The organism is Streptomyces sp. NPDC030820 (assembly GCF_055572075.1).
In genome coordinates this window covers 367,717-392,279 of sequence record NZ_JBVIEB010000002.1, presented here as the reverse complement: position 1 = coordinate 392,279, position 24,563 = coordinate 367,717, and the positions used below count along the sequence as shown (strand labels likewise).

The window sequence follows — 24,563 nt, the reverse complement described above, 5'->3', positions numbered from 1 at the left end:
GGCGGCACCGGGAAGCTGTGCGGCGGATCGTCGGACCGCGAACCGTCAGACGGCCGAACCGGCCTTCCACTGGGCCCAGTCCATGTTCCAGCCGTTGAGGCCGTTGTCCGGGGAGACCGTCTTGTCGCCGGTGTTCTGGACGACCACGACGTCACCGACCAGCGAGTGCTCGAAGAACCACGCGGCCGGGGTGCTCGGGTCGTTCGCGCCCTTCTTGTCCTGCAGGCCGACACAGCCGTGGCTGGTGTTGACGCTGCCGAAGACGGACGGCGCGCCCCAGTAGTTGCCGTGGATGAAGGTGCCCGAGGTGGTCAGGCGCATGGCGTGCGGCACGTCCTTGATGTCGTACTCGCCCTTGCCGTCGGAGTCCTTGAAGCCGACGGTCGCGCCGTTCATGCGGGTCTGCTTGAACTTCTCCGAGATCACCATCTGCCCCTCGTAGGTGGTGTGCTCGGGGGCGCCGGCGGAGATCGGGATGGTCTTGACGACCTTGCCGTCCTGCGTGACCTTCATCTGCTTGGTCTTCGCGTCGACGTAGGAGACCTGGTTGCGGCCGATGTGGAAGGTGACCGTCTTCTGCTGGACGCCGGTGATGCCGGGCGCGCCCTGGACGCCGTCGAGGGCGAGCTTCAGGGTGACGGTGGAGCCTTCCTTCCAGTACTGCTCCGGGCGGCAGTCCATGCGGTTGGCGTTGAACCAGTGGCAGGCGACCTCCTGGCCGCTGCTGGAGGTGACCGTGACGCCCTTCTGCACGGCCGCCTTGTTGGTGATCGCCTTGTCGAAGTTGATCGAGACCGGCATGCCGACACCGACCGTGGAGCCGTCCTCCGGGGTGAAGGTGCCTATGAAGCTGTTGGCCGGGGAGACGGTGGTGAAGGAGGCGTTCTCGTTGGCTATTCGGCCCTGGGCGTCCTTGGCCGCCGCGGCGACCTTGTAGGTGGTGGAGCGCTGCAGCTGGACGGTGGGCTTCCAGCTCTTCCTGTCGGCGGAGAGCTGACCGGCGACGGCCTTGCCGTCCTGGGTGGTCATCGTGACGCCGGTGAGCGTGCCCTTGCTGACCGTGACGGCGGCGGAGTTGTTGATCGACGCGTTGTCGGAGCCGTCCTTCGGCGTGATCGTGATCTGGGCCTGCGAGGACTTCTTCGCCGCCGCCGCGTCGGCCTGGGCCTGCGAGGATTCACCCTGGTCGGACGCCTTGGCGTTGCCGCCGCCGGAACAGCCCGTGAGGGCCAGGACACCACCGAGCAGTGCGGACGCGGCCATCAGGCCCTTGCGCCGCTTGCTGTCCGTCATCACACGCTTCTCCATCGTTGCCGATTCGCCGAAAACCCCGAGAGCCCCCGCAAGAACCCTCAACGCTACGGCCGTGCCGTCCCGTTCCACATCCGTTGGATCTGTGGGGCACACCACGTCCGCGGTGCGCGGGTGGTGCCGTCGGTACGGGAGTCGGTCCGTGCGTCCCCCTGGGACGACGAAACCCCGGACGGCGGTTGCCGTCCGGGGTCAGGAGTGCCCCATGACGCTCAGCCGATGCCGTCCTCTTCTTCGTCGCCCTCCTCATCATCCTCGTCCAGCTCCCAGTCAGGCGAGTCCGGGTCGTAGTCGATGCGCTCACTCGACCAGGACGCCTGCTGGAGCTCCACCCCGGGCACCTCGCTGACCAGGTCGAACGGATCCACGAGATACGCCAGGGCCTCCGCGGTGTCTTCCGTCACAGCGGCCTCGGCCTGGCCCCGCTCCGCCGTCGGCAACTCCGGATCGGCGGCGAGCCGGCGCAGCGCGGCCTTGGTGACCGCGTCCTCGTCCTGCACCTCGAGGACCAGCTCCACTCGAAGCCGTACAAAACGTGATGTGTCTTCAGCGTTCATGGCGGGAGCGTACGACTGAAACCTCCCGTGACTTTCCTGTGACCCGCGACTTTCACTAACATCGCTCCCCACGGCCAATTCGCCAGCGTCACAAGGGGATCGATATTCCGTGTCATCCGCTCGCCGTCCGCTGCTGACCGCCACCGCCGCGGGCACCCTGTTGTGCGCGCTGTGGTTCGTCCCGTCCGCGCACGCGTCGCAGGACTCCCCGGGCAGAGCGAGCACGGAAACCTCCACCACACACCTGACCCAGCAGGCCAGGGCGGTGTCGCAGGCGACCGCCGAGACCGCGCGGGAGGCGGCGGACGACACCCAACTCGCCGACACCGGAAGCATCGACACCACGCCGTACGTCGTCGGCGGCACCCTCTTCCTCGGCGTGGGCGCCGGCTTCGTGGTGTATTCGGTGCGCCGCGAACGCATGGGCTTTTAATTTCCCTTGACGAATCCTTGACTGGCCGCACATGGTTCGGCCATGAAGAGATCATCGGGCGTACGGCTGTGCGCCGCCGCAGCTGTGGGCGCGCTGTCGTTCGCCCTTGTCACGGGCTGTTCCGGCGGGGATTCGGGCGGAGACGCGAAGGGCTCCGGCAGGCCCGCGAAGGCGCTGGGCGCCGCGGAGTTGAAGAAGCTGATCATCGCCGGGGGCGAGGTGCCGGGCTTCAAGGTGGAGGCGGTCAAGGGGGGCCTCCCGTCCAGGAGCACCCTGAAGGTCGCCGACGCCAAGTGCCGGCCGGTGGCCTACGCCCTGTTCGGTCAGCCGCCGGGCGACGCGGCGGCGCAGACCAGCCGCGAGGCCACGGAGAACAAGAAGGACCCGACGGACGACGCGACCTCGATGGACGACCTGGCCGACGGGAAGTTCGAGGACGCGCTGAAGAAGTCGATGGACCTGGACGTCACCGTGGTGACCCTGTCGTCCTACGACGGCGACGGCGCGGAGAAGGCCCTGCGGTCGGTCTCCGACGCGGTGAAGGCGTGCGCGGGCGGTTTCGACGCCAAGCCGGCCGGTGACGCGCAGCAGATCACCAAGATCGCCGAGGAGAAGTCCTCGGGCGGGGGCGACGGTTCGGTGGCCTTCGCGGCGACCAGCGAGTCCGACGGCGACGAGGGCGTCATGCACGTCGAGGTCGTCCGGCACGGGACCACCCTGGCGTCGTACCCCACGATGAACATCGGCGCGGTGATGGCCAAGAAGGCCTACACGGTGTCGCCGGAGGTCGTCAAAGCCCAGCAGGCCAAGCTGAAGTGACACGAGAACAGGGCCCTGCACCGGCAGGGCCCTGTTCTCGTGCGGAGACGTTACTGCAGCGGGCCGGTGACGGTCTCCACCGCGGTGACGAGCCGGCCGTCCCGCACGAACGAGTCGGCGGCGGCCAGGTCGGGCGCCAGGAACCGGTCCGGGCCCGGACCCTGCACACCGGCGGCGCGCACGGCCTCGATCACCGCCTGGGAGGCGGGCGCCGGGGTGAGACCCTCGCGCAGCTCGATGGCGCGGGTCGCCGCGTACAGCTCGATGGCGATGATCCGGGTCAGGTTGTCCACGGCGGCGCGCAGCTTGCGCGCGGCCGACCAGCCCATGGACACGTGGTCCTCCTGCATGGCGGAGGACGGGATGGAGTCCGCGGAGGCCGGTACGGCGAGCCGCTTCATCTCGCTGACCAGGGCGGCCTGCGTGTACTGGGCGATCATCAGGCCGGAGTCGACACCCGCGTCGTCGGCGAGGAACGGCGGAAGACCGTGGCTGCGGTTCTTGTCGAGCAGCCGGTCGGTGCGGCGCTCGGCGATGGAGCCGAGGTCGGCGGCGGCGACGGCGAGGAAGTCCAGGACGTAGGCCACCGGCGCGCCGTGGAAGTTGCCGTTGGACTCCACGCGACCGTCGGGCAGCACGACCGGGTTGTCGACGGCGGAGGCCAGCTCCCGCTCGGCGACCAGCCGGGCGTGCGCCATGGTGTCGCGCCCGGCACCGGCGACCTGCGGGGCGCAGCGCACGGAGTAGGCGTCCTGGACGCGCGGGGCGTCGTCCTGGTGGTGCCCGGTGAGCTGCGAACCCTTCAGTACCGCCAGCATGTTGGCGGCGGAGGCGCCCTGCCCCGGGTGCGGCCGGATGGCGTGCAGCTCGGGGGCGAGCACCTTGTCCGTCCCGAGCAGCGCCTCCAGGCTGAGGGCGGCGGTGACGTCGGCGGACTTGTAGAGGGTGTCGAGGTCGGCGAGGGCCATGATCAGCATGCCGAGCATGCCGTCGGTGCCGTTGAGGAGGGCCAGTCCCTCCTTCTCGCGCAGCTCGACCGGCTTGATCCCGTGCTCGGCGAGCAGCTCACCGGCGGGACGGACGGTGCCGTCGGGTCCTTCCGCGTCCCCCTCGCCCATGAGGGCCAGGGCGCAGTGGGACAGCGGGGCCAGGTCGCCGGAGCAGCCGAGGGAGCCGTACTCGTGCACGACCGGGGTGATCCCGGCGTTCAGCACGTCGGCCATGGTCTGCGCGACCTCGGGCCGGACGCCGGTGTGGCCGGAGCAGACGGTCTTCAGCCGCAGGAACATCAGGGCCCGTACGACCTCGCGCTCGACCCGCGGACCCATGCCGGCGGCGTGCGAGCGGACGATGTTGCGCTGCAGCTGGGCGCGCAGTTCCTGGCTGATGTGCCGGGTCGCCAGGGCGCCGAAGCCGGTGGAGACGCCGTAGACCGGGTCCGGCTTGGCCGCCAGCGCGTCCACGATCTCGCGGGCCGCCGCCAGGGCCGCCACCGCCTGAGCCGACAGCTCCACGCGGGCCCCGCCGCGCGCCACGGCGAGCACGTCGGACGCCGTGACACCCGACGTCCCCACCACCACAGTGTGCATATCCATATTCAGGAGCGTACGCATTGAATGCGGGGATGTCACTAGTGGAGTACGGGAGCGACCCTTACCGATCCGTGTGGGCTTCGCCTCACGGCCGGCGTCCCCGGAACCGGCGCCGTTCGGCGGGCGACACGTGCGGCGGCTCGTCGGCCAGCCGTACGACCGGATCCTGAGGCCCGTCCCGGCCCGCCACCACTGGCCGGTCGGCGCGCAGGGCCTTGGCCCGGTACTGGGCGGCGTCGGCGAGCCGGAACAACCGCCGTGCGTCACACACCTCCCCGATCGGGTCCTCGGTCGAGGCGACCCCGCACGCCACCCCTTCCCCCAGCTCCAACTCCCCTGCCCTGCGGCACAGTTCATCGGCGGCTTTGACCACATCATCGGCGGGCGGCCCCACGGCCAGCAGACAGAACTCGTCCCCGCCGAGCCGCGCGACCAGCGTGCCCGGCACCATGGCGCCACACAGCGAGAGCACCGAGCCGAAACGCTCCAGGAGCCGGTCGCCGACGGCATGCCCGAGGGTGTCGTTGACCCGCTTCAGCCCGTTGAGATCGCAGACGACGAGGCTGACGACCACGCCCTCCGTACGGTGCCGCTCGACCGCCTCCTCCAGACGCACGTCCACGGCCCGGCGGTTGGCCAGTCCGGTGAGGGCGTCGGTGTACGCGAGCCGGCGGGCCTCCTCCAGCCGCTCGGTCTGCGCGAGCCCGGCGGCGACGACGGCGGCCAGCACGGTCGCGAAGTCGGAGTCGGCCCGGTCGAACACGGGGGCCTTGACGGGCCGGGCGACGTACAACTCGCCCCAGGCCCTGCCGTGCAGCAGGACGGGCGCGACGACACAGCATCCGCGTCCGCGGCGGCGCAGGGCGGCGACACGCCGATGGAAGTACCCGGGGGTGCCGGCGGCGGTCCCCTCGGCCGTCTCCACCCACGCGTTCGGTCCGCCCCCGCCGGCCCAGCGTTCGTGCAGGAACTCGGTGATCTCCGGGAACTGGTGCACCGGGTAGGCCTCGGACTCGGGAAACTCCTCCTCGTCCGGGCGCCGGTCCCCCACGTTCACGAGAACCCGCAGCCGGCCCAGCTCGCGCTCCCACACCGACAGCGCGGCGAAGCTGCCGTCCAGCGCCCGGCAGGCGCCGAGCGCGGCGGCCTGCCACGAGTCCCGCGGGGTGTGCGCCGCCGCCATCCCCTGCGCCAGCGCCACGACTGCGGCTAGCCGCCTATCCTCGCCCATTACTCCAGGTTAGGGATGATTTGGGGTAATCGGGACATTGATAGGGCGATCGAGTTCCCCGCGCCCCGTGCGGGGCGCCTCGGCACAGGGCGCTCACTCGCCCGGCCACTCCGGCTTGCGCTTCTCGTTGAAGGCCGCCACGCCTTCCGCCCGGTCCCCCGAGAAGGCCACCGCACGCCACGCGGCGTCCTCGACCTCCAGGCCCGTCCGGAGGTCCAGACCGTACCCCAGCCGCAGCGCGCGCTTGGCGGCCCGCAGGCCGACCGGTGAGTTGCCGGCGATGGCGGCGGCCAGCGCCAGGGCCTCCTCGCGGTCGCGGCCCTCGTCCACGACCCGGTCGACCAGCCCCAGCTCGGCCGCCTCGGCCGCCTCCACCCGCCGCGCGGAGAAGATCAGCTCGGCAGCCCGGGCCGCCCCGACCCGCCGCGGCAGCAGCTGCGTACCGCCACCCCCGGGAATCACGCCCACGGACACCTCCGGCAGCCCCACCACCGCCGTACGGTCGGCCACGATCAGGTCGCAGGACAGGGCCAGTTCGAAACCCCCGCCCAGCGCGAACCCGTGCACCGCCGCGATGGTCGGCATCGGCAGCTCCAGCACCCCGGTGTACGCACCGCGCGTCAGCGGCCGCTGCCGCAGCAGATCCGCGTCGCTGAAGGAGTTCCGCTCCTTCAGGTCCGCGCCGACACAGAACGCACGCTCATGGGTCGAGGTCAGGACCACCACGCGCGCGTCCCGGTCGCCGGCCAGCGCCGTGCAGGCGGCGGTGAGGGAGCGGGCCATCTCCGTCGAGACGGCGTTCATGGCCTTGGGCCGGTCCATGACCAGCTCCGCGACCTGCCCGTGCCGCCGCACCAGCACGAACTCCCCGAACCGCTCCTCGCTCATGGCATCCTCCGGCTCACGTGTTAACCCCGGTTAACGCATTGTCGGCCCGATCATCGCAGCCGTACCCGATCCCGGGAAAGTGCAGGGGGCTACGCCCGTTCGAGTGACATCCCGGCCTTCTCACCCCACATCACCCACAGGACCGCATAGCGTGCGTCCGCCACGGCACGCCCGGGGCGCGGCCGGGAGGGGAACCGGGGAGGGGAACCATGGCAGCACCGATACGTGCCCAGGCCCGTACGGCAGAGACGGAAGAGGGCCGGGACCCGGAAGAGCGCGGCGAGCCGGCCGGTGCGTCCGGCGTACGGCGCGGTCGGCACCGCAAACCGCGCCCGCGCAAGGTGCTGCTGGCCGCCGGCGGACTCGCCCTGGCGGCGGGCGTGCTCAGCCTGGTCCGGGTCTCGCCGGAGTCGGGCGTCGGCGCCCCGGGCACGGCGGACGCCGAGCCGCGCGTCGGCGCGGGCGGCGGCGCCACGGACCACGGGGCGAACACCGTCGCGACGGTCGCCGTCGGCCCCACGGCACTGCCCTCCGCGACCTCCGTCATGGGCGGCAGAAGCCTCGCGCCGACCGGCACCGCCACGGCCACCCGTCCGGTGCCGCCGAGTGCAGCGGGACGCACCACCGCACCGACCGCGACCGCCCTCCCGACCGCTCCGGGCTCCACCTCCGGCACCACACCGGGGCCCTCGGCGACGACGTCCGCCCCGCGTCCGGCCCCCACGACCGCCGCGCCCGCGCCGGCCACCCCGGCGCCCAGCCCCAGCAGCACCCCTGCCCCGGGCCCGGGCGGGCTGTGCGTACCGGTGCTCGGCCTGTGTGTGGACGTCCGCTGAGGAGGTCCGGGCGCCTACGCCTGGCCGTCGCGACGGGTGAGCAGCCAGGGCTCCACCACGCCGAGGCCACGCACCGGGCGCTGCCACATCGGCTGGAGCGCGAAGCGGTACTTCGGCGGCTCCTCGCCCTCCTTCTCGGCGGCCGCCGCGGCCTCGGCCGCCGCGGCCTCGGAGGCGGGAGCCTCGCCGGTGCGGATCAGCTCCTCGGCGAAGGCGCTGTCCACCAGCACGGCGTCCCGGGGCGCTATCGACGTCAGCCGGGAGGCGAGGTTCACCGTCGTGCCGAACACATCACCCATACGCGTGGTGACCGTGCCGAACGCCATGCCGACCCGCAGCTCGGGCATCGTCTCGTCGTTCGCCAGCGTCTCGACCAGGCGCAGCGCGATGTCCGCGGCCGTACCGGAGTCGTCCGCCGCGTACAGCACCTCGTCGCCGAGGGTCTTGATGAGCCGGCCGCCGCGCGCGGCCACCAGGTCGGCGGCGGTGGTCTCGAAGGCCTCGACCAGCTCGCCCAGCTCCTCCTCCTCCATCCGGCGGGTCAGCCGCGTGAACCCCACCAGATCGGCGAAGCCGACGGCGAGCCGACGGTCGACCATCTCCTCGTCATCGGCCGACTGCACGACACGCCCGGCCGAGGCGGCGAGCTGCCGCCGCCACACATAGACCAGGAACTCCTCCAGCTCGGGCAGGAGCAGCTCGACGATCGGGTACGTCACCTCGGTGCGGGTCATGCCGGGCTCGGGCGGCTCGGTCAGGCCCTCCAGGAAGGAATCCATCTGCCACTCGGCCAACCGGGCGGTGGTCTGCCCGGTGGACCGGGCCACCTGCACCGCCATGGCCTCGCTGAGCAGCCCCGCCTCGACGAGACCGGCAAGGCGGCGCAGAGCCAGTACGTCGGCCTCCGTCAACGCCTTGGCCTGCCCTATGTCCGCGAACCCCATCGCCCGCCAGAACCGGGACGCCAGCTCCATGGAGACACCGGCACTGCGGGCCGCCTGGAACGGCGTGTAGCGGCGCTCGGCGCCCAGGATGAGCTGTTCGAGGCGCAGGGCCAGCGGGTCCTCGCCGGGGTCGGCGGCGTCCGCGCCCGCACCGGAGCCCGTGTCGTCGACGGTCACGCCTGCTGCCCTTCCGATCTGTCGCGGTCAGGTATCGACCGGCCTCAACTCTACGGCAGGTGTGCGCCAGCTCACTCCGTTGGGTTTGGCCGACGGTTCACTTCCCGGTACCGGTTGCGCTTCCCGGCGTTGGTGCCGGCCACCCCGGGGGCTGCGCCCCCCGACCCCCGCATCGGAGCAGGTCCGGGGCACCCCCCGCCGTCGCCGAGCACCGGTCCACCGTGGCTGATCGCGCAGTTCCCCGCGCCCCTTGCGGGGCGCTGCCCGTTCGGGGGGTGTCCGCCCGCAGCGGTTGGCGCGTCAACACCGGAACCTGTTCGGCCGACCGATTCCGCGCCGTTCCGAGGACGGACACCCCCCCGGCGCGGCCCGACCCCAAAACGGCCCTCGGCGCTACACGCACCCCACCCAGCCGCAGAGGCGCCGCAGGCACCCCCACCCAGCCCGCAGACACGCCACAGGCACCCCCACCCAGCCCGCAGACACGCCACACGCACCCCCACCCAGCCCGCAGATGCGCCGCAGGCTCACGCAGGCCGCAGATGCACGATGTCCCCCGCCCCCACAGGCTCCTGCACCCCCGCCTCCGTAGCGATGACAAGACGGCCGTCCCCGTCGACGGCCACCGCCTCGCCCACAACGGACCGCTCCCCCGGCAGCTCGGCCCGCACGGTGCGCCCCAGCGTCGCGCAACCTGCCGCGTACGTCTCCTGAAGACCACTCACCGCAGGGTCACCCCCCGCACCCCGCCACCGCCCGTACCAGTCCTCCAGCGCCCGCAGCACCGCCCGCAGCAGCGGATCCCGGTCCGTGCTCACCGCGCCCGCCAGCGCCAGCGACCCCGCCTGCGGCACCGGCAGTTCCTCCGCCCGCAGGGTGACGTTGATGCCGACGCCGATGACCACACCGTCCTCGCCGGCCCGCTCGGCGAGGATGCCCCCCGCTTTGCGCTCCTCGCCCGCCACGGTCACCAGCAGGTCGTTCGGCCACTTCAGGGCCGTGTCCACGCCCGCCGCCCGGGACAGCCCGGTCGCCACGGCGACACCGGTGAGCAGCGGCAGCCAGCCCCACCGGGCCACGGGCACCTCAGTGGGCCGCAGGAACACGGAGAAGAACAGGCCCGAGCGCGCCGGCGCAGTCCACCGGCGGTCCAGGCGCCCCTTGCCGGCCGTCTGCTCCTCCGCCACCAGCACCGCCCCCTCGTCGGCCTTCCCGGCGGCGGCCCGGGCGACCAGGTCGGCGTTGGTGGAACCGGTGCGCTGCACCACGTCCACGGCGCTGTACAGGCTCCCCTCGCGGACCAGCGCGCGCCGCAGTGCCGCGGCGTTCAGGGGCGGACGGTCCAGGTCGGACCAGCGGCTGTCATCTGATGCATTGTGCGGCGTCATGCAAGTCACCCTAGGTGTGGGAAACGCCGCACTGCCGACCCACAGGCCCAGCACTACTCTACGGATGAGTAACCGTCCCCCCTTTTGAGCAGGCAGGGAGCCGCGATCCCGATGTCCGAGCCGGAAGAGATCGATATCCACACGACCGCGGGCAAGCTCGCGGATCTGCAGCGCCGCATCCACGAGGCGACGCACGCCGGCTCGGAACGCGCCGTCGAAAAACAGCACGCGAAGGGCAAGCTGACGGCCCGTGAGCGGATCGAACTGCTGCTCGACGAGGGCTCCTTCGTCGAGCTGGACGAGTTCGCCCGGCACCGGTCCACGAACTTCGGTCTGGAGAAGAACCGCCCCTACGGCGACGGCGTCGTCACCGGCTACGGCACCGTCGACGGCCGCCCCGTGGCCGTCTTCTCGCAGGACTTCACCGTCTTCGGCGGCGCCCTCGGCGAGGTCTACGGCCAGAAGATCGTCAAGGTGATGGACTTCGCGCTGAAGACCGGCTGCCCGGTCATCGGCATCAACGACTCCGGCGGCGCCCGCATCCAGGAAGGCGTGGCCTCCCTCGGCGCCTACGGCGAGATCTTCCGCCGCAACACCCACGCCAGCGGCGTCATCCCGCAGATCTCGCTGGTCGTCGGCCCGTGCGCGGGCGGCGCGGTGTACTCCCCGGCGATCACCGACTTCACGGTCATGGTCGACCAGACCTCGCACATGTTCATCACCGGCCCGGACGTCATCAAGACCGTCACCGGCGAGGACGTCGGCTTCGAGCAGCTGGGCGGCGCCCGCACCCACAACACCGCCTCCGGTGTGGCCCACCACATGGCCGGGGACGAGAAGGACGCCATCGAGTACGTCAAGCAGCTGCTGTCGTACCTGCCGTCCAACAACCTCTCCGAGCCCCCGGTCTTCCCGGAGGAGGCGGACCTCGCGATCAACGACGAGGACCGCGAGCTGGACACCGTCGTCCCGGACAGTGCGAACCAGCCGTACGACATGCACACGGTGATCGAACACGTTCTGGACGACGGCGAGTTCTTCGAGACCCAGTCGCTGTTCGCGCCGAACATCCTCACCGGCTTCGGCCGGGTCGAGGGTCACCCGGTGGGCGTGGTCGCCAACCAGCCGATGCAGTTCGCCGGCTGCCTGGACATCGACGCGTCCGAGAAGGCGGCCCGTTTCGTCCGCACGTGCGACGCCTTCAACATCCCCGTGCTCACCTTCGTCGACGTACCCGGGTTCCTCCCCGGCGTCGACCAGGAGCACACCGGCATCATCCGGCGCGGCGCCAAGCTGATCTACGCCTACGCCGAGGCCACCGTCCCGCTCATCACGGTCATCACCCGCAAGGCCTTCGGCGGCGCGTACGACGTCATGGGCTCCAAGCACCTGGGCGCCGACCTGAACCTGGCCTGGCCCACCGCCCAGATCGCCGTCATGGGGGCCCAGGGCGCGGTCAACATCCTGCACCGACGCACCATCGCCGAGGCGGAGTCCGCCGGACAGGGTGAGGCCACCCGGGCCCGGCTGATCCAGGAGTACGAGGACACCCTCCTCAACCCCTACGTCGCGGCCGAGCGCGGCTACATCGACGCGGTGATCATGCCGTCCGACACCCGCGCCCACATCGTCCGCGGCCTGCGTCAGCTGCGCACGAAGCGGGAATCCCTGCCTCCGAAGAAGCACGGCAACATCCCCCTCTAAGGAGCCGCTGTGACGATCAGAGTCGTACGGGGCAACCCGACCCCGGAGGAGCTGGCCGCCGCTCTGGCGGTGGTCCGCGCCCGCGCCGCGGCGGCAGCAGCGACACCGCCCGGCGCGAAGGGCCCGAAGGACGCGTGGTCCGACCCGAGCAGAATCGCCGCCGCCCACCTGCCCAAGCCGGGGCCGGCGTCATGGACTCGCACCTACTGGCCGAGCTGAGGGGTGTCAACTCAGGGGCGCGGGGAACCGCGCACAGGAGAACAACACCGGGTGCCGATTTGAGTACGCCTACTCAGGCACCTCCCCCGGCCCAGCCCCACGCTGGTGGCATGCTGTGGTCAGACCCGGAAGACGAACCGCCGAAGGACATGCGCGAAGCGCATGACATGCTCCGGCGGCTCGGCTTTCTCATGGCCGTGGCCATGATCCTGGCGATGCTGGTCATCGGCCTGAGATGAGCCGGACGGCACCCCACGACTAACCTGACCGCATGACTGCTACGCACCGCAGGTCTACGCGCCGCAGGCGACTCGTGCTCGCCTCGAAGTCCCCCGCCCGCCTCGGCCTCCTCCGCCAGGCCGGCCTCGACCCCGAGGTGATCGTCAGCGGCGTCGACGAGGACGCCCTCACCGCACCCACCCCCGCGGAGCTGGCACTCGCCCTGGCCGAGGCGAAGGCCTCGGTCGTGGCGGCGAAGCCGGAGGTGCAGGGCGCCCTGGTGATCGGCTGCGACTCGGTGCTGGAGCTGGACGGGCAGGCCCTGGGCAAGCCCGCCGACGCCGAGGAGGCGACCGCCCGCTGGAAGGCGATGCGCGGGCGTGCCGGGACCCTCCAGACGGGCCACTGCATCTGGGACACCGAGGCCAAGCGGTACGTCTCCGGCACCGCCTCCACCGTGGTCTTCTTCGGTGAGCCCAGCGACGAGGAGATCGCGGCGTACGTGGCCTCAGGGGAACCCCTCTACGTCGCCGGGGCCTTCACCCTGGACGGCCGCTCGGCGCCGTTCATCGAGGGCATCCAGGGCGACCACGGCAATGTGATCGGCATCAGCCTGCCCCTGGTGCGCAAGCTGCTGGCCGAACTGGGCGTCGTCATCACGGAGTTGTGGTCACCGGAAGAGTGATCTGGGCGGGCACGGAGTCCTGCGGCTCGTCGTCCCCGTCCTGCGGCTCGTCCGCGTGCGGGGCCGGCGAGACGGCCGCGCCCGGAGCCGTGACCGGCTCGGCCTCGGCCTTCGGGTCGCCGCCCTCGCCCGCATCGCCCCCGGCCGCACCCGGCTCCGCGCCGCCGTCACGGTCGTACGTCATCAGGAGCAGGACGACGAGGCCGAGCACCGCCACCATGAACAGGAACGCCGTCCAGCCGACCAGGCCCCAGGTGAAGGCGCCCAGGAGGCCGTGCACGACCGCCACGCTGATCAGCAGGACGCGGCCGAAGCCCGCGGGGGCCCGGTCGCGTATCGCGACCAGGACGGCCACCAGCGCGCACAGCGCGAAGTAGAGGCCGAAGACGAGCCCGCCGATCTTCGAGGACACCGACATCATGTGCGGATCGAGGCCGGCCAGGGACATCTTCTGCCGGTCGACGACCACGCCGAGGAACCAGTTCAGCGCCGCGACGAAGACCGCCTCCGCCAGAAGGACGATCGCCACGATCCACGCCACCGGTCTGCGCACCACCGGTCCCCACCCACTCTCAAGCCGCGCTGACTGTTACCACAGGTACGTTCGAGCCATCGCGCACGCTACTAACGGGTAAACCCCGGGACAAGGGTTCGCGCGGCAGCAAAGAATCATTGGGCCATTCGTAGGGACTCGACAAAGAAACAGAGTGGGCCGCAGCACGCCCTCACAGAGACCTTGACCACATGACGGGGCTAGGGTTTTCCGGAGGAGTCCTGCGTACCGGGGTGCGACAAGGCTTTTCGCCGGTCGAGCGAGCCTCGAATCACGCTCCGTGTGGGCAAGCTCACCATTGGGGACGGGTCGAAGTGCCGTGTCGGCAGTCCCTAAACTCGGCTTGTTTCAAGGAGGGAGCCTCAATCGTGCGCAAGGTGCTCATCGCCAACCGTGGCGAAATCGCTGTCCGCGTGGCCCGGGCCTGCCGGGACGCCGGGATCGCGAGCGTGGCCGTCTACGCCGACCCGGACCGGGACGCTCTGCATGTCCGCGCCGCGGATGAGGCGTTTGCCCTGGGCGGTGACACCCCGGCAACCAGCTATCTGGACATCGAGAAGGTACTGAACGCGGCGCGCGAGTCCGGCGCGGACGCCATCCACCCGGGGTACGGCTTCCTCTCGGAGAACGCCGACTTCGCCCAGGCGGTGCTGGACGCCGGCCTGATCTGGATCGGCCCGCCGCCGCAGGCCATCCGCGACCTGGGTGACAAGGTCGCCGCCCGGCACATCGCGCAGCGCGCCGGCGCCCCGCTGGTGGCCGGCACCCCGGACCCGGTGAGCGGTGCCGAGGAGGTCGTGGCCTTCGCCGAGCAGCACGGCCTGCCGATCGCGATCAAGGCCGCCTTCGGTGGCGGCGGCCGCGGCCTGAAGGTCGCCCGCACCCTCGAAGAGGTGCCGGAGCTGTACGAGTCGGCGGTCCGCGAGGCGGTCGCCGCCTTCGGCCGCGGCGAGTGCTTCGTCGAGCGCTACCTGGACCGCCCGCGCCACGTGGAGACCCAGTGCCTGGCGGACCAGCACGGCAACGTGGTCGTCGTCTCCACGCGTGACTGCTCGCTGCAGCGCCGCCACCAGAAGCTGGTCGAGGAGGCCCCCGCGCCGTTCCTCTCGGACGAGCAGGTCGCCGAGCTGTACCGCGCCTCCAAGGCCATCCTGAAGGAGGCCGGCTACGTCGGCGCGGGCACCTGTGAGTTCCTGGTCGGCCAGGACGGCACGATCTCCTTCCTGGAGGTCAACACCCGCCTCCAGGTCGAGCACCCGGTCACCGAGGAGGTCGCCGGCATCGACCTGGTCCGCGAGATGTTCCGCATCGCCGACGGCGAGGAGCTGGGCTACGACGACCCGGCACTGCGGGGCCACTCCTTCGAGTTCCGCATCAACGGCGAGGACCCGGGCCGTAACTTCCTCCCGGCCCCCGGCACGGTCACCCGGTTCGACGCCCCGTCCGGCCCCGGTGTCCGGCTGGACGCGGGCGTGGAGTCCGGCAGTGTGATCGGCCCGGCGTGGGACTCCCTGCTGGCCAAGCTGATCGTCACGGGCCGCACCCGCAAGGAGGCCCTTCAGCGGGCCGCGCGCGCCCTGGACGAGTTCCAGGTCGAGGGCATGGCCACGGCGATCCCCTTCCACCGCACGGTGGTCAGGGACCCTGCGTTCGCGCCCGAGCTGACCGGCTCCACCGACCCGTTCACGGTCCACACCCGCTGGATCGAGACCGAGTTCGTCAACGAGATCAAGCCGTTCGCCGCTCCTGCCGAGGCCGAGGCCGAGGAGGAGGCGGGCCGCGAGACGGTCGTCGTCGAGGTCGGCGGCAAGCGCCTGGAGGTCTCCCTCCCGGTCTCCCTCGGCATGTCCCTGGCCCGCACCGGCCTCGCGGCCGGCGCCAAGCCGAAGCGCCGCGCGGCCAAGAAGTCCGGCCCCGTCGCCTCCGGCGACACCCTCGCCTCCCCGATGCAGGGCACGATCGTCAAGGTCGCGGTCGAGGAGGGGCAGGAGGTCAAGGAGGGCGACCTGGTCGTCGTCCTGGAGGCCATGAAGATGGAACAGCCCCTCAACGCGCACAAGGCGGGCACCATCAAGGGCCTGAGCGCGGAGGTCGGCGCGTCCGTCACGTCCGGCGCGGCGATCTGCGAGATCAAGGACTGACGCCAGTCTGCACAGTGGCGCCCGGTGGACCAACCTCGGTTGGCCTGCCGGGCGTTCCGCTTTCGACGCGGGCGAGCTGCAGCGCCCCGGGGGCGCGGGGCTGTTTGACATGCGGCTCCGCCGCATGGGTGAACAACCACGACGCACCCCGCACCCGCCGACGGAACCACAATCCCTACGGCGGTCAGGCTCCCTCAGCGCCGCCGCAAATCGGCAACGCGCCCCCGATCAGGACCCGTCGGCTCCCCGAACCCCGCCCCCGAGCGGAGCGCCATGCCCCTGCGCGGCCCCGGCAGTGGGGCTCGCCGCGCCGGGGCCTGCTCACCCCCCGGAGGGGCTCCGTTAGCCCCCGCCACGGCGATCTGCACCCCCTGGTCGGCGAGCGCCTGCAACTCGGTGGCGGCGCGGTCGTCGTGGGTCGGCGGCTCGTCGGTGACCAGGCGCGTGATGAGATCCGTCGGCACGGTCTGGAACATCGTGTCCGTGCCGAGCTTGGTGTGGTCGGCGAGGACCACGACCTCCGCGGCGGCCTGGACGAGGGCCCGGTCGACGGACGCCGAGAGCATGTTGGACGTGGACAGACCGCGCTCGGCGGTGAGCCCGCTCCCCGACAGGAAGGCCTTGGACACCCGCAGCCCCTGCAGGGACTGCTCGGCTCCGGAGCCGACGAGGGCGTAGTTGGAGCCGCGCAGGGTGCCGCCGGTCATCACGACCTCCACCCGGTTGGCATGGGCCAGCGCCTGAGCCACCAGCAGGGAGTTGGTGACGACGGTCAGCCCGGGCACCCGGGCGAGCCGGCGGGCCAGCTCCTGTGTGGTCGTACCGGCCCCGACCACGATGGCCTCGCCCTCTTCGACGAGGCCCGCCGCGAGGTCGGCGATGGCCGTCTTCTCGGCGGTCGCGAGATGGGACTTCTGCGGAAAGCCGGACTCTCGCGTGAACCCGCCCGGCAGTACCGCACCGCCGTGCCGGCGGTCGAGGAGTCCTTCTGCCTCCAGTGCCCGCACGTCCCGCCGTACGGTCACTTCGGAGGTCTGGACGACGCGGGCGAGTTCACGGAGCGACACCGCACCGTTCGCTCGCACCATTTCGAGGATCAATTGGCGACGTTCAGCAGCGAACACGAAACTGACAGTAACCCCAGCGACCGTCTGCTTTCAGCAGTTTGCGCCGAATAAACGAAGTTGTTCGCATGGCAGGGCGGGAAGTGGTATAGGACCTACCCGCCCTGACTATGCCGTACGCAAACGCGGCAACTCCCCGTGACCAGCGGGAAGTCGGATCCGGCCGTCAGGCCTCCGCACCGGCCTTGCGGGTGTGCAGCTGCCGGGCCACCTCCGCGATCGACCCCGAAAGGGAGGGGTACACCGTGAACGCGTTCGCGATCTGTTCGACCGTCAGATTGTTGTCGACCGCGATCGAGATGGGGTGGATCAGTTCCGAGGCGCGCGGCGCCACGACCACTCCGCCGACGACGATCCCCGTGCCCGGGCGGCAGAAGATCTTCACGAAGCCGTCCCGGATGCCCTGCATCTTGGCGCGCGGGTTGCGCAGGAGGGGCAGTTTGACGACCCTCGCGTCGATCTTGCCCGCGTCCACGTCCGCCTGCGTGTAGCCGACGGTCGCGATCTCGGGGTCGGTGAAGACGTTCGAGGAGACGGTCTTCAGGTTCAGCGGGGCCACCGCATCGCCGAGGAAGTGGTACATGGCGATACGTCCCTGCATGGCGGCGACGGACGCGAGCGCGAAGACTCCGGTCACGTCACCGGCCGCGTAGACGCCGGGAGCGGTCGTCCTGGACACCTTGTCGGTCCAGATGTGACCCGAGTCGCGCAGCTTGACGCCGGCCTCCTCCAGGCCGAGCCCCGCACTGTTCGGGATGGCACCGACGGCCATCAGACAGTGCGTACCGCTGATGACGCGCCCGTCGGCCAGCGTCACCTCCACCCGGTCCGCGACCCGCTTGGCGGAGGCGGCACGGGAGCGGGCCATGACGTTCATGCCACGGCGCCGGAAGACGTCCTCCAGCACGGCGGCGGCGTCCGGGTCCTCACCGGGAAGGACGCGATCCCGGGAGGAGACGAGCGTGACCTTGGACCCCAGCGCCTGATAGGCGCCGGCGAACTCGGCACCGGTCACACCGGAGCCGACCACGATCAGCTCTTCCGGCAGCTCGGTGAGGTCGTAGACCTGGGTCCAGTTCAGGATGCGCTCGCCGTCGGGCTGGGCGTCGGGCAGCTCGCGCGGGTGGCCGCCGGTGGCGATGAGGACGGCGTCGGCGGTGAGGGTCTCCTCGGTGCCGTCGGCGGCGGTGACCACGACCTTCCGGGACCCGTCGAGGGCCTGCATGCCGTCCAGCCGGCCGCGCCCGCGCATGACACGGGCGCCGGCGCGGGTGACGGAGGCGGTGATGTCGTGCGACTGCGCGAGCGCGAGCCGTTTCACCCGCCGGTTGACCTTGCCGAGGTCCACCCCGACCACCCGGGCCGCCTGCTCCAGCGGCGGGGTGTCGTCGGCGACGATGATCCCGAGCTCCTCGTACGACGAGTCGAAGGTGGTCATCACCTCGGCCGTAGCGATGAGCGTCTTCGACGGCACGCAGTCGGTCAGCACCGACGCTCCGCCCAGACCGTCGCAGTCGACGACGGTCACCTCCGCACCGAGCTGGGCGGCTACCAGGGCCGCTTCGTATCCGCCGGGTCCGCCACCGATGATCACGATCCGAGTCACGTACTCCATTGTCCCGCACGCTTCAAGGTGCTACTGCCCGGGGGCGCACGGAAGCTCTCCCTGGGACGGGAGTGACTCGCGTTCCCCTGCCGTACCCTCTCCCCATGTCGCTCTATGCCGCGTACGCCGGCAACCTGGACGCGCGCCTGATGTCGCACCGCGCACCGCACTCCCCGCTGCGTGCCACGGGCTGGCTGAACGGCTGGCGGCTGACGTTCGGCGGCGAGCAGCTGGGCTGGGAGGGCGCGCTGGCGACGATCGTCGAGGATCCACTCGCGCAGGTCTTCGTCGGCCTCTACGACATCGCACCCCTGGACGAGGAGTCACTCGACCGGTGGGAGGGCGTGGGACTGGATCTCTACCGCCGGGTACGCGTGCGTGTGCACACCCTCGACGGCGAGGAGGCCGCGTGGACGTACGTCCTGAACGGTTACGAGGGCGGCCTGCCCTCGGCCCGCTACCTGGGCGAGATCGCCGACGCGGCGGAGTCCGCCGGGGCGCCGCACGACTACGTGATGGAGCTGCGCAAGCGCCCCTGCTGAGCGCCGGCGGCTCACAGAAGACACACAGACCCCCTGCGTCACGGCTTGGTCGGAAACAACAAGACAACGAAAGCAATCCCGTGACGTCTGTCATCTACGCGCGTAGGCGAACACCGGCTACCCTCGACCACGTGAACGCATCTCTTCTTCCGGACGACATCCAGGGCGACCCGTACGCCGCCGCCGACGCCGCCGCCGCGCGCCTGCGCGAACTCACCGGCGCCGAGACCCACGACGTCGCCCTCGTGATGGGCTCCGGCTGGGCTCCGGCCGTCGACGCCCTGGGCGCACCCGACGCCGAGTTCCAGGTCACCGAGCTGCCCGGCTTCCCGCCGCCGGCCGTGGAGGGGCACGGCGGCAAGATCCGCTCGTACTCCTTCGGTGACAAGCGCGCGCTGGTCTTCCTGGGCCGCACGCACTACTACGAGGGCCGTGGCGTCGCCGCCGTCGCCCACGGCGTCCGCACGGCCGTGGCCGCCGGCTGCAAGACGATCGTCCTGACCAACGGCTGCGGCGGCCTGCGCGAGGGCATGCGCCCCGGCCAGCCGGTCCTGATCAGCGACCACATCAATCTCACGGCCACCTCCCCGATCGTCGGCGCCAACTTCGTCGACCTGACGGACCTCTACTCCCCCCGCCTGCGCGCCCTGTGCAAGGAGATCGACCCCTCCCTGGAGGAGGGCGTCTACGCGCAGTTCCCCGGCCCGCACTACGAGACCCCGGCCGAGATCCGCATGGCCCGCGTCATCGGCGCGGACCTGGTCGGCATGTCCACGGTCCTGGAGGCCATCGCCGCACGCGAGGCGGGCGCCGAGGTGCTGGGCATCTCCCTGGTCACCAACCTGGCGGCCGGCATGACCGGCGAGCCCCTCAACCACGAGGAGGTCCTCCAGGCGGGCCGCGACTCGGCCGCCCGCATGGGCGAGCTGCTGGGCCAGGTACTGGGGAAGCTGTAAGACAGAGCATGCCGCCGGGCTCTCACGGGGCTGCGGCGGCAGCGGCGGCGGCAGTGCCGGGGCCGTCAGGGATCCGCGGGGGCTGCGAGCACACCGCCGGGCGGCGGCTCGGGGACTGCGAGCACACGGCCGGGCATCGGCTCGGGGACTCGCGGGACTGCGAGCACACTGCAGAGCGGCGGACTCGCGGACTCGCGGACTCGCGGACTCGCGGACTCGCGGACTCGCGGACTCGCGAGGCTACGAGCACACCTCCGAACGGCAGGCTCGCGGAGCTGCAAGCGCACCGCCGGGCCGCGGGCTCGGGGACTCACGGGACTGCGAGCACACCACCGAACGGCAGACTCGCGGACTCACGAGGCTGCGAGCACACCACCGGGCAGCAGGCTCGCGGACCCGCCGGTGCTGTGGCGGCGCGAGCGGCCTCGGCGCTGTGGGAGCGGTGGCGCGATGCCGCTCGTTCACCTTCCAGCCGACCGAGTCGGGTGGGCGGGTGGGAAAACGGGGGGTCTGGGGGCGGAGCCCCCAGCGGAGACAAGGAGAGGTTGATCCCAAGGTGCACGACGATCTGATGGCCAAGGCCCACGCATGGCTCGCCGAGGACCCCGACCAGGAGACCCGCGCCGAACTCGCCAAGCTCATCGAGGCCGGTGACATCGACGAACTGTCGGCCCGCTTCAGCGGCACCCTCCAGTTCGGCACCGCAGGTCTCCGCGGTGAACTCGGCGCCGGCCCGATGCGCATGAACCGCAGCGTCGTCATCAGGGCGGCGGCCGGCCTCGCCGCGTACCTGAAGCAGACCGGCCACCCCGGTGGACTCGTCGTCATCGGCTACGACGCCCGCCACAAGTCCGCCGACTTCGCCCGCGACACCGCCGCCGTGATGACCGGCGCCGGCCTGCGCGCCGCCGTACTCCCCCGCCCGCTGCCCACCCCGGTCCTGGCGTACGCCATAAGGCATCTCGGCGCGGTCGCGGGCGTGGAGGTCACCGCCAGCCACAACCCGCCCCGGGACAACGGCTACAAGGTCTACCTCGGCGACGGCTCGCAGATCGTGCCGCCCGCCGACGCGGGGATCGCCGCCGAGATCGACGCGATCGCCTCGCTGAACGACGTCCCCCGCCCGGAGTCCGGATGGGAGATCCTGGACGAGTCGGTCCTGGAGGCGTACCTGGCCCGTACGGACGCCGTCCTGGCCCCCGGCTCCCCCCGTACCGCCCGCACGGTCTACACGGCGATGCACGGCGTCGGCAAGGACGTCCTGCTCGCCGCCTTCGCCCGGGCCGGCTTCCCTGAGCCGGTGCTCGTCGCCGAGCAGGCCGACCCCGACCCTGACTTCCCGACGGTCGCCTTCCCGAACCCGGAGGAGCCGGGCGCGATGGACCTGGCGTTCGCCCAGGCCCGTGCGACCGGCCCGGACCTGGTCATCGCCAACGACCCCGACGCCGACCGCTGCGCGGTGGCCGTCAGGGACGGCGCGGACTGGCGAATGCTGCGTGGCGACGAGGTCGGCGCCCTGCTCGGCGCCCACCTGGTCCGCCGGGGCGCGAGCGGCGTGTTCGCCGAGTCGATCGTCTCCTCCTCCCTCCTCGGCCGGATCGCCGAGAAGGCGGGCCTCCCCTACGAGGAGACCCTGACCGGCTTCAAGTGGATCGCCCGCGTGGACGGCCTGCGTTACGGCTACGAGGAGGCCCTCGGCTACTGCGTGGACCCCGAGGGCGTGCGCGACAAGGACGGCATCACCGCCGCGCTGCTGATCACCGAGCTGGCCTCGCAGCTCAAGGAGGAGGGCCGTACCCTCCTCGACCTCCTCGACGACCTCGCCGTGGAGCACGGTCTGCACGCCACCGACCAGCTGTCGGTCCGTGTGCAGGACCTCTCGCTGATCGCGGACGCGATGCGCCGCCTGCGCGAGCAGCCGCCGACGGAGCTTGCGGGCCTGGCCGTCACCGACGCCGAGGACCTGACGCGGGGCACCGCCGAGCTCCCGCCCACGGACGGCCTGCGCTACACGCTCGACGGCGCCCGTGTGATCGTCCGCCCGAGCGGCACCGAGCCGAAGCTGAAGTGCTACCTGGAGGTCGTGGTGCCGGTCGCGGACCACGCTGCCCTTCCGGCCGCCCGCGCCCGCGCGACGGAACTGCTCAGCGCGATCAAGCGGGACCTGTCGGCGGCCGCCGGCATCTGACCCGTACGACACCGATGGGGTGCCCCGGCCGGGGGGCACCCCATTTCGTCATTCCGCAACTCCCCGGCACAGGACCGCCGTTCACCCCTGCGCCGCGGTCGCACCCTCCGCAGCCGACGACACCGAGGCAGCGCCCCTGTAACACGACGCGCCTCCACCGCCCGCAGCGACACGCGGCGCCGCACCGCGACACGCCGCGACACGACGGAAGTGAGCGAGCGTCAGAAGATACGTCGAAGGGGCTAATAGTCGGTCAATCTGCTTTTAATTACGTCTACTTGATGGGCCGCCGGCGTCCCCGGGGAGCGGCGCTAGGCGCTAAAAATACCTCTATTGGCCCCTCGTTCCTGTTGTCTTATATGACCGGTATGACCGGTGTGGGTACTTTTACTCACGAGCCGGCTTTCGGGCCGGTATCTCTGAAACCGGAGACAGGAGAAGCGACATGAAGCTCCCCCGTTCCACCGTCGTCACTGCTGGTATCGCGGCCGCGTCTGCCCTGGCCGCGACCGGCATCACCTACGCCTCGGCGGCCTCCGCCCCTCAGTCGGCCCCGGCTCCCCAGTCCGCCCCGGCAGCTCCCGACGCGGCTCCCTTCGGCGGCAACGCCGGACAGGGCAAGGGCAACGAGGGCGGTAACAGAGGCAGGGGCCACGAGGACTGGGGCCGGATCGAGATCAACGAGCGCTCTTACTCCGCCCACCCCGGCGACTGCATCACCGTGGTCAGCGGCCTGGGCGCGAAGACCCTGAACATCCGCAACGACAGCCGCAAGACCGTCGAGGTCTTCCGCGGGGTGGTCTGCGACAACGGCGCTCCCGTCGCCACTGTCGGGCCCCGCAGCTCCGCGGAAGGTGTGCGCGTCGGGCGCATCCGCGGCATCCACATCAAGGACGGCGTGGTGGCCAGCTTCCGCGTGGTCCGGCACTTCGACTGGGACTTCGACGAGGACTGGGACTAGTCCGGCGTCGAGTGCACACGTCGAGTGCACATGTGGTGCTCCGGCCCGCCGGAATCGGGCCGGAGCACCGGCTCCGACCATTGTCGGACGGCCGACACGCCGGGCGCATCCCGCCAGGACCGGACACCGGGCGCCGTACGCGCGGTGCCGCCTGCCCGAGCGCCTTCCCTCGGCGCCCGTCCCGACGCGATGGCCGTTGGCTTCCTTCCCATCGTTTCCCACCGCCGAACGGGTGAGGAAGCGGCATAAGACGAACTGCGAGGTGAGTGAGATGAGTGTGGGCCTGGTGGAGGACATCAGCGACGACACCTATGTCCTGGACCTCCTCACCATCACGCTGACCCCCGCACTGCCGTGGCTCGGGCACCAGGTCCGCTGCGAGATGGACGGGCACCTCAAGGAGACCGTCGACCTGACCCGGGTCACCTGCAATGTGATCATGAAGTTCGGTCCGGTCAAGATGCTGGACCGGTGGTATCGGCTGCCCGACCTGCTGGCACACATGGGTGCGGGACTGCCGGGTGACCCCAGGCCTCCCGCCGGGCCGTGGCGGCAGGCGTGGATCCTGCGGCTTCCCGAGACCGTGCCGGTGGCCGAGTACCGGATCCGCCTGCGCGCGCGGACGGGGAACGGGAAGAACTTCTTCGCGCTGGACATCCCCATGGACTTCACCCACAGATTTCATCCGTCCAGGACGAACGGCGGCGGAGGCTCACGCATGTTTCACAGCCAGCGCTGCCGCCTGGGGACCCCCGGCTGAGGCCCGCCCGACCCTGCGAGCCTCACCCCGTGGCGAGCAGGATCAGCAGCAGCACCGCACCGGCCAGCGCGGGCGCGATCACCTCGTACGCCCAGCGCACGGTGACCTCCCCCTGCGCCGCTTCCGCCTCGCCGCGCCGGTCCAGCAGGTCCCGGAGTTCGTCCATGACCTGGTCGGTCTCCGCACGGGTCGGCCCGGACACGCCGCCGCTGCCGCCGAAGCCGCCCATGCCGCCGAAGCCGAGGTTGCGGCGCATCGGCTCCCCGCCGCGCGCCGCGTCCGCCGCCGCCCGCGACTTGCGCATCTCCGCCTTCTTGCGGGCCCGCAGCGAGACCGGGATCGACCACAGCTGGTACTTGGCGCCGGACTTCGCGACGACCTCGTTGGAGAAGCCGGAGCGCAGCGAGGCGACCTCGCCCCAGGGCAGGCCGACCACCCGGAACGGGTTGCGCACCCGCAGCCGGTCCTCGCCCGCGAAGACCGCCGGGCGGAGCGTGAAGGCGATCACCAGCGGCACGATCAGGATCATCCCGGCGAGCGCCAGCCACGGCGCGCGGCCATGGCCCCGGAACAGCGCGTCGAAGCCGAGCCAGCCGATGACGACGAGCAGCAGTACGCCGCCCACGAGCGCCATGGGCGAGCGGTAGACCCGGTCCTTGGCGGTGGAGACCGGCGGCTGTGACGCGGATGACTGGTGGTCGGGCGTGGTCATGGGCCCAGTGTGCATGA

At 71.4% G+C, this 24,563-nt stretch carries 23 protein-coding genes and 1 pseudogene; 13 read left to right on the top strand and 11 right to left on the bottom strand.

Annotated elements, in window-relative coordinates:
* Nucleotides 1-45: 45 nt before the first annotated feature.
* Together ACZ418_RS06395 and ACZ418_RS06390 are read right to left on the bottom strand one after the other, a co-directional pair.
* Nucleotides 46-1,293 carry a L,D-transpeptidase gene (locus ACZ418_RS06395; protein WP_468357765.1) on the bottom strand — a complete coding sequence of 416 codons (1,248 nt, stop codon included), beginning with the start codon at nt 1,291-1,293 and terminating at the stop codon, nt 46-48.
* Between the two features lie 230 nt (nt 1,294-1,523).
* The gene (locus ACZ418_RS06390; protein WP_468357762.1) at nt 1,524-1,868 is read right to left on the bottom strand and encodes a hypothetical protein; all 345 of its coding nucleotides are present in this window, start codon (nt 1,866-1,868) and stop codon (nt 1,524-1,526) included.
* A 109-nt stretch (nt 1,869-1,977) separates the two neighbouring features.
* Here ACZ418_RS06390 and ACZ418_RS06385 point away from each other — a divergent pair, with 109 nt between their 5' ends.
* Both ACZ418_RS06385 and ACZ418_RS06380 read left to right on the top strand, forming a co-directional pair.
* On the top strand, nt 1,978-2,301 hold the full coding sequence (locus ACZ418_RS06385) for an LPXTG cell wall anchor domain-containing protein (protein ID WP_468357759.1): 324 nt from the start codon (nt 1,978-1,980) through the stop codon (nt 2,299-2,301).
* A gap of 42 nt (nt 2,302-2,343) precedes the next feature.
* Nucleotides 2,344-3,120, top strand: a complete 777-nt coding sequence (locus ACZ418_RS06380) for a hypothetical protein (RefSeq protein WP_468357756.1) — start codon at nt 2,344-2,346, stop codon at nt 3,118-3,120.
* Nucleotides 3,121-3,170: 50 nt separating this feature from the next.
* On the opposite strand, the gene hutH is transcribed toward ACZ418_RS06380, so the two are convergent.
* From hutH to ACZ418_RS06365, 3 genes are all read right to left on the bottom strand, one after another.
* Nucleotides 3,171-4,709 (bottom strand): histidine ammonia-lyase, encoded by a 1,539-nt coding sequence (gene hutH, locus ACZ418_RS06375; RefSeq protein ID WP_468358889.1) that lies wholly within the window; start codon nt 4,707-4,709, stop codon nt 3,171-3,173.
* Nucleotides 4,710-4,797: 88 nt separating this feature from the next.
* Complete coding sequence (locus ACZ418_RS06370) at nt 4,798-5,943, bottom strand: GGDEF domain-containing protein (protein WP_468357753.1); 1,146 nt, start codon at nt 5,941-5,943, stop codon at nt 4,798-4,800.
* Nucleotides 5,944-6,036: 93 nt separating this feature from the next.
* Entirely contained in the window at nt 6,037-6,831 is a 795-nt protein-coding gene (locus ACZ418_RS06365) for an enoyl-CoA hydratase/isomerase family protein (RefSeq protein WP_468357750.1), read from the bottom strand.
* Nucleotides 6,832-7,040: 209 nt separating this feature from the next.
* On the opposite strand from ACZ418_RS06365, the gene ACZ418_RS06360 reads away from it, so the two are divergent.
* Nucleotides 7,041-7,667 carry a hypothetical protein gene (locus ACZ418_RS06360; RefSeq protein WP_468357747.1) on the top strand — a complete coding sequence of 209 codons (627 nt, stop codon included), beginning with the start codon at nt 7,041-7,043 and terminating at the stop codon, nt 7,665-7,667.
* Nucleotides 7,668-7,681: 14 nt separating this feature from the next.
* Here ACZ418_RS06360 and ACZ418_RS06355 read toward each other — a convergent pair whose 3' ends face one another.
* Nucleotides 7,682-8,788, bottom strand: a complete 1,107-nt coding sequence (locus tag ACZ418_RS06355) for an adenylate/guanylate cyclase domain-containing protein (RefSeq protein ID WP_468357744.1) — start codon at nt 8,786-8,788, stop codon at nt 7,682-7,684.
* A gap of 527 nt (nt 8,789-9,315) precedes the next feature.
* Complete coding sequence (locus ACZ418_RS06350; RefSeq protein WP_468357741.1) at nt 9,316-10,176, bottom strand: biotin--[acetyl-CoA-carboxylase] ligase; 861 nt, start codon at nt 10,174-10,176, stop codon at nt 9,316-9,318.
* Nucleotides 10,177-10,287: 111 nt separating this feature from the next.
* Between ACZ418_RS06350 and ACZ418_RS06345 the strand changes: the two genes are divergently transcribed.
* The 4 genes from ACZ418_RS06345 to ACZ418_RS06330 all read left to right on the top strand — a co-directional run bounded on the left by ACZ418_RS06345 (nt 10,288) and on the right by ACZ418_RS06330 (nt 13,003).
* Nucleotides 10,288-11,880, top strand: a complete 1,593-nt coding sequence (locus ACZ418_RS06345; RefSeq protein ID WP_468357738.1) for an acyl-CoA carboxylase subunit beta — start codon at nt 10,288-10,290, stop codon at nt 11,878-11,880.
* A gap of 9 nt (nt 11,881-11,889) precedes the next feature.
* Entirely contained in the window at nt 11,890-12,099 is a 210-nt protein-coding gene (locus ACZ418_RS06340; RefSeq protein WP_468357736.1) for an acyl-CoA carboxylase epsilon subunit, read from the top strand.
* A 110-nt stretch (nt 12,100-12,209) separates the two neighbouring features.
* Complete coding sequence (gene mmpB, locus ACZ418_RS06335; protein WP_468357733.1) at nt 12,210-12,338, top strand: morphogenic membrane protein MmpB; 129 nt, start codon at nt 12,210-12,212, stop codon at nt 12,336-12,338.
* Nucleotides 12,339-12,370: 32 nt separating this feature from the next.
* Nucleotides 12,371-13,003 (top strand): Maf family protein, encoded by a 633-nt coding sequence (locus ACZ418_RS06330; RefSeq protein ID WP_468357730.1) that lies wholly within the window; start codon nt 12,371-12,373, stop codon nt 13,001-13,003.
* Between the two features lie 64 nt (nt 13,004-13,067).
* Here the strand turns inward: ACZ418_RS06330 and ACZ418_RS06325 are convergent.
* Nucleotides 13,068-13,559, bottom strand: a pseudogene (locus ACZ418_RS06325) (hypothetical protein); the annotation flags it as partial.
* Between the two features lie 365 nt (nt 13,560-13,924).
* Here ACZ418_RS06325 and ACZ418_RS06320 point away from each other — a divergent pair.
* Nucleotides 13,925-15,697, top strand: a complete 1,773-nt coding sequence (locus ACZ418_RS06320) for an acetyl/propionyl/methylcrotonyl-CoA carboxylase subunit alpha (protein ID WP_468357727.1) — start codon at nt 13,925-13,927, stop codon at nt 15,695-15,697.
* 194 nt (nt 15,698-15,891) lie between these two features.
* On the opposite strand, the gene ACZ418_RS06315 is transcribed toward ACZ418_RS06320, so the two are convergent.
* Together ACZ418_RS06315 and ACZ418_RS06310 are read right to left on the bottom strand one after the other, a co-directional pair.
* Nucleotides 15,892-16,821 (bottom strand): DeoR/GlpR family DNA-binding transcription regulator, encoded by a 930-nt coding sequence (locus ACZ418_RS06315; RefSeq protein ID WP_468357724.1) that lies wholly within the window; start codon nt 16,819-16,821, stop codon nt 15,892-15,894.
* A 166-nt stretch (nt 16,822-16,987) separates the two neighbouring features.
* Entirely contained in the window at nt 16,988-18,436 is a 1,449-nt protein-coding gene (locus ACZ418_RS06310) for an NAD(P)H-quinone dehydrogenase (RefSeq protein WP_468357721.1), read from the bottom strand.
* Nucleotides 18,437-18,531: 95 nt separating this feature from the next.
* On the opposite strand from ACZ418_RS06310, the gene ACZ418_RS06305 reads away from it, so the two are divergent.
* The 5 genes from ACZ418_RS06305 (at nt 18,532) to ACZ418_RS06285 (ending at nt 23,834) form a co-directional block, all read left to right on the top strand.
* Complete coding sequence (locus tag ACZ418_RS06305) at nt 18,532-18,969, top strand: gamma-glutamylcyclotransferase family protein (RefSeq protein ID WP_450981628.1); 438 nt, start codon at nt 18,532-18,534, stop codon at nt 18,967-18,969.
* A 131-nt stretch (nt 18,970-19,100) separates the two neighbouring features.
* Nucleotides 19,101-19,925 carry a purine-nucleoside phosphorylase gene (locus ACZ418_RS06300; RefSeq protein WP_031164004.1) on the top strand — a complete coding sequence of 275 codons (825 nt, stop codon included), beginning with the start codon at nt 19,101-19,103 and terminating at the stop codon, nt 19,923-19,925.
* A 556-nt stretch (nt 19,926-20,481) separates the two neighbouring features.
* Entirely contained in the window at nt 20,482-22,113 is a 1,632-nt protein-coding gene (locus ACZ418_RS06295; RefSeq protein WP_468357716.1) for a phospho-sugar mutase, read from the top strand.
* Nucleotides 22,114-22,558: 445 nt separating this feature from the next.
* Complete coding sequence (locus ACZ418_RS06290) at nt 22,559-23,074, top strand: hypothetical protein (RefSeq protein WP_468357714.1); 516 nt, start codon at nt 22,559-22,561, stop codon at nt 23,072-23,074.
* A 271-nt stretch (nt 23,075-23,345) separates the two neighbouring features.
* Nucleotides 23,346-23,834: a hypothetical protein gene (locus tag ACZ418_RS06285; protein ID WP_468357712.1), complete on the top strand. Its 489-nt coding sequence runs from the start codon at nt 23,346-23,348 to the stop codon at nt 23,832-23,834.
* A gap of 22 nt (nt 23,835-23,856) precedes the next feature.
* Here the strand turns inward: ACZ418_RS06285 and ACZ418_RS06280 are convergent, their stop codons facing one another.
* Complete coding sequence (locus ACZ418_RS06280; protein ID WP_468357709.1) at nt 23,857-24,546, bottom strand: PH domain-containing protein; 690 nt, start codon at nt 24,544-24,546, stop codon at nt 23,857-23,859.
* Between the last annotated feature and the right edge of the window lie 17 nt (nt 24,547-24,563).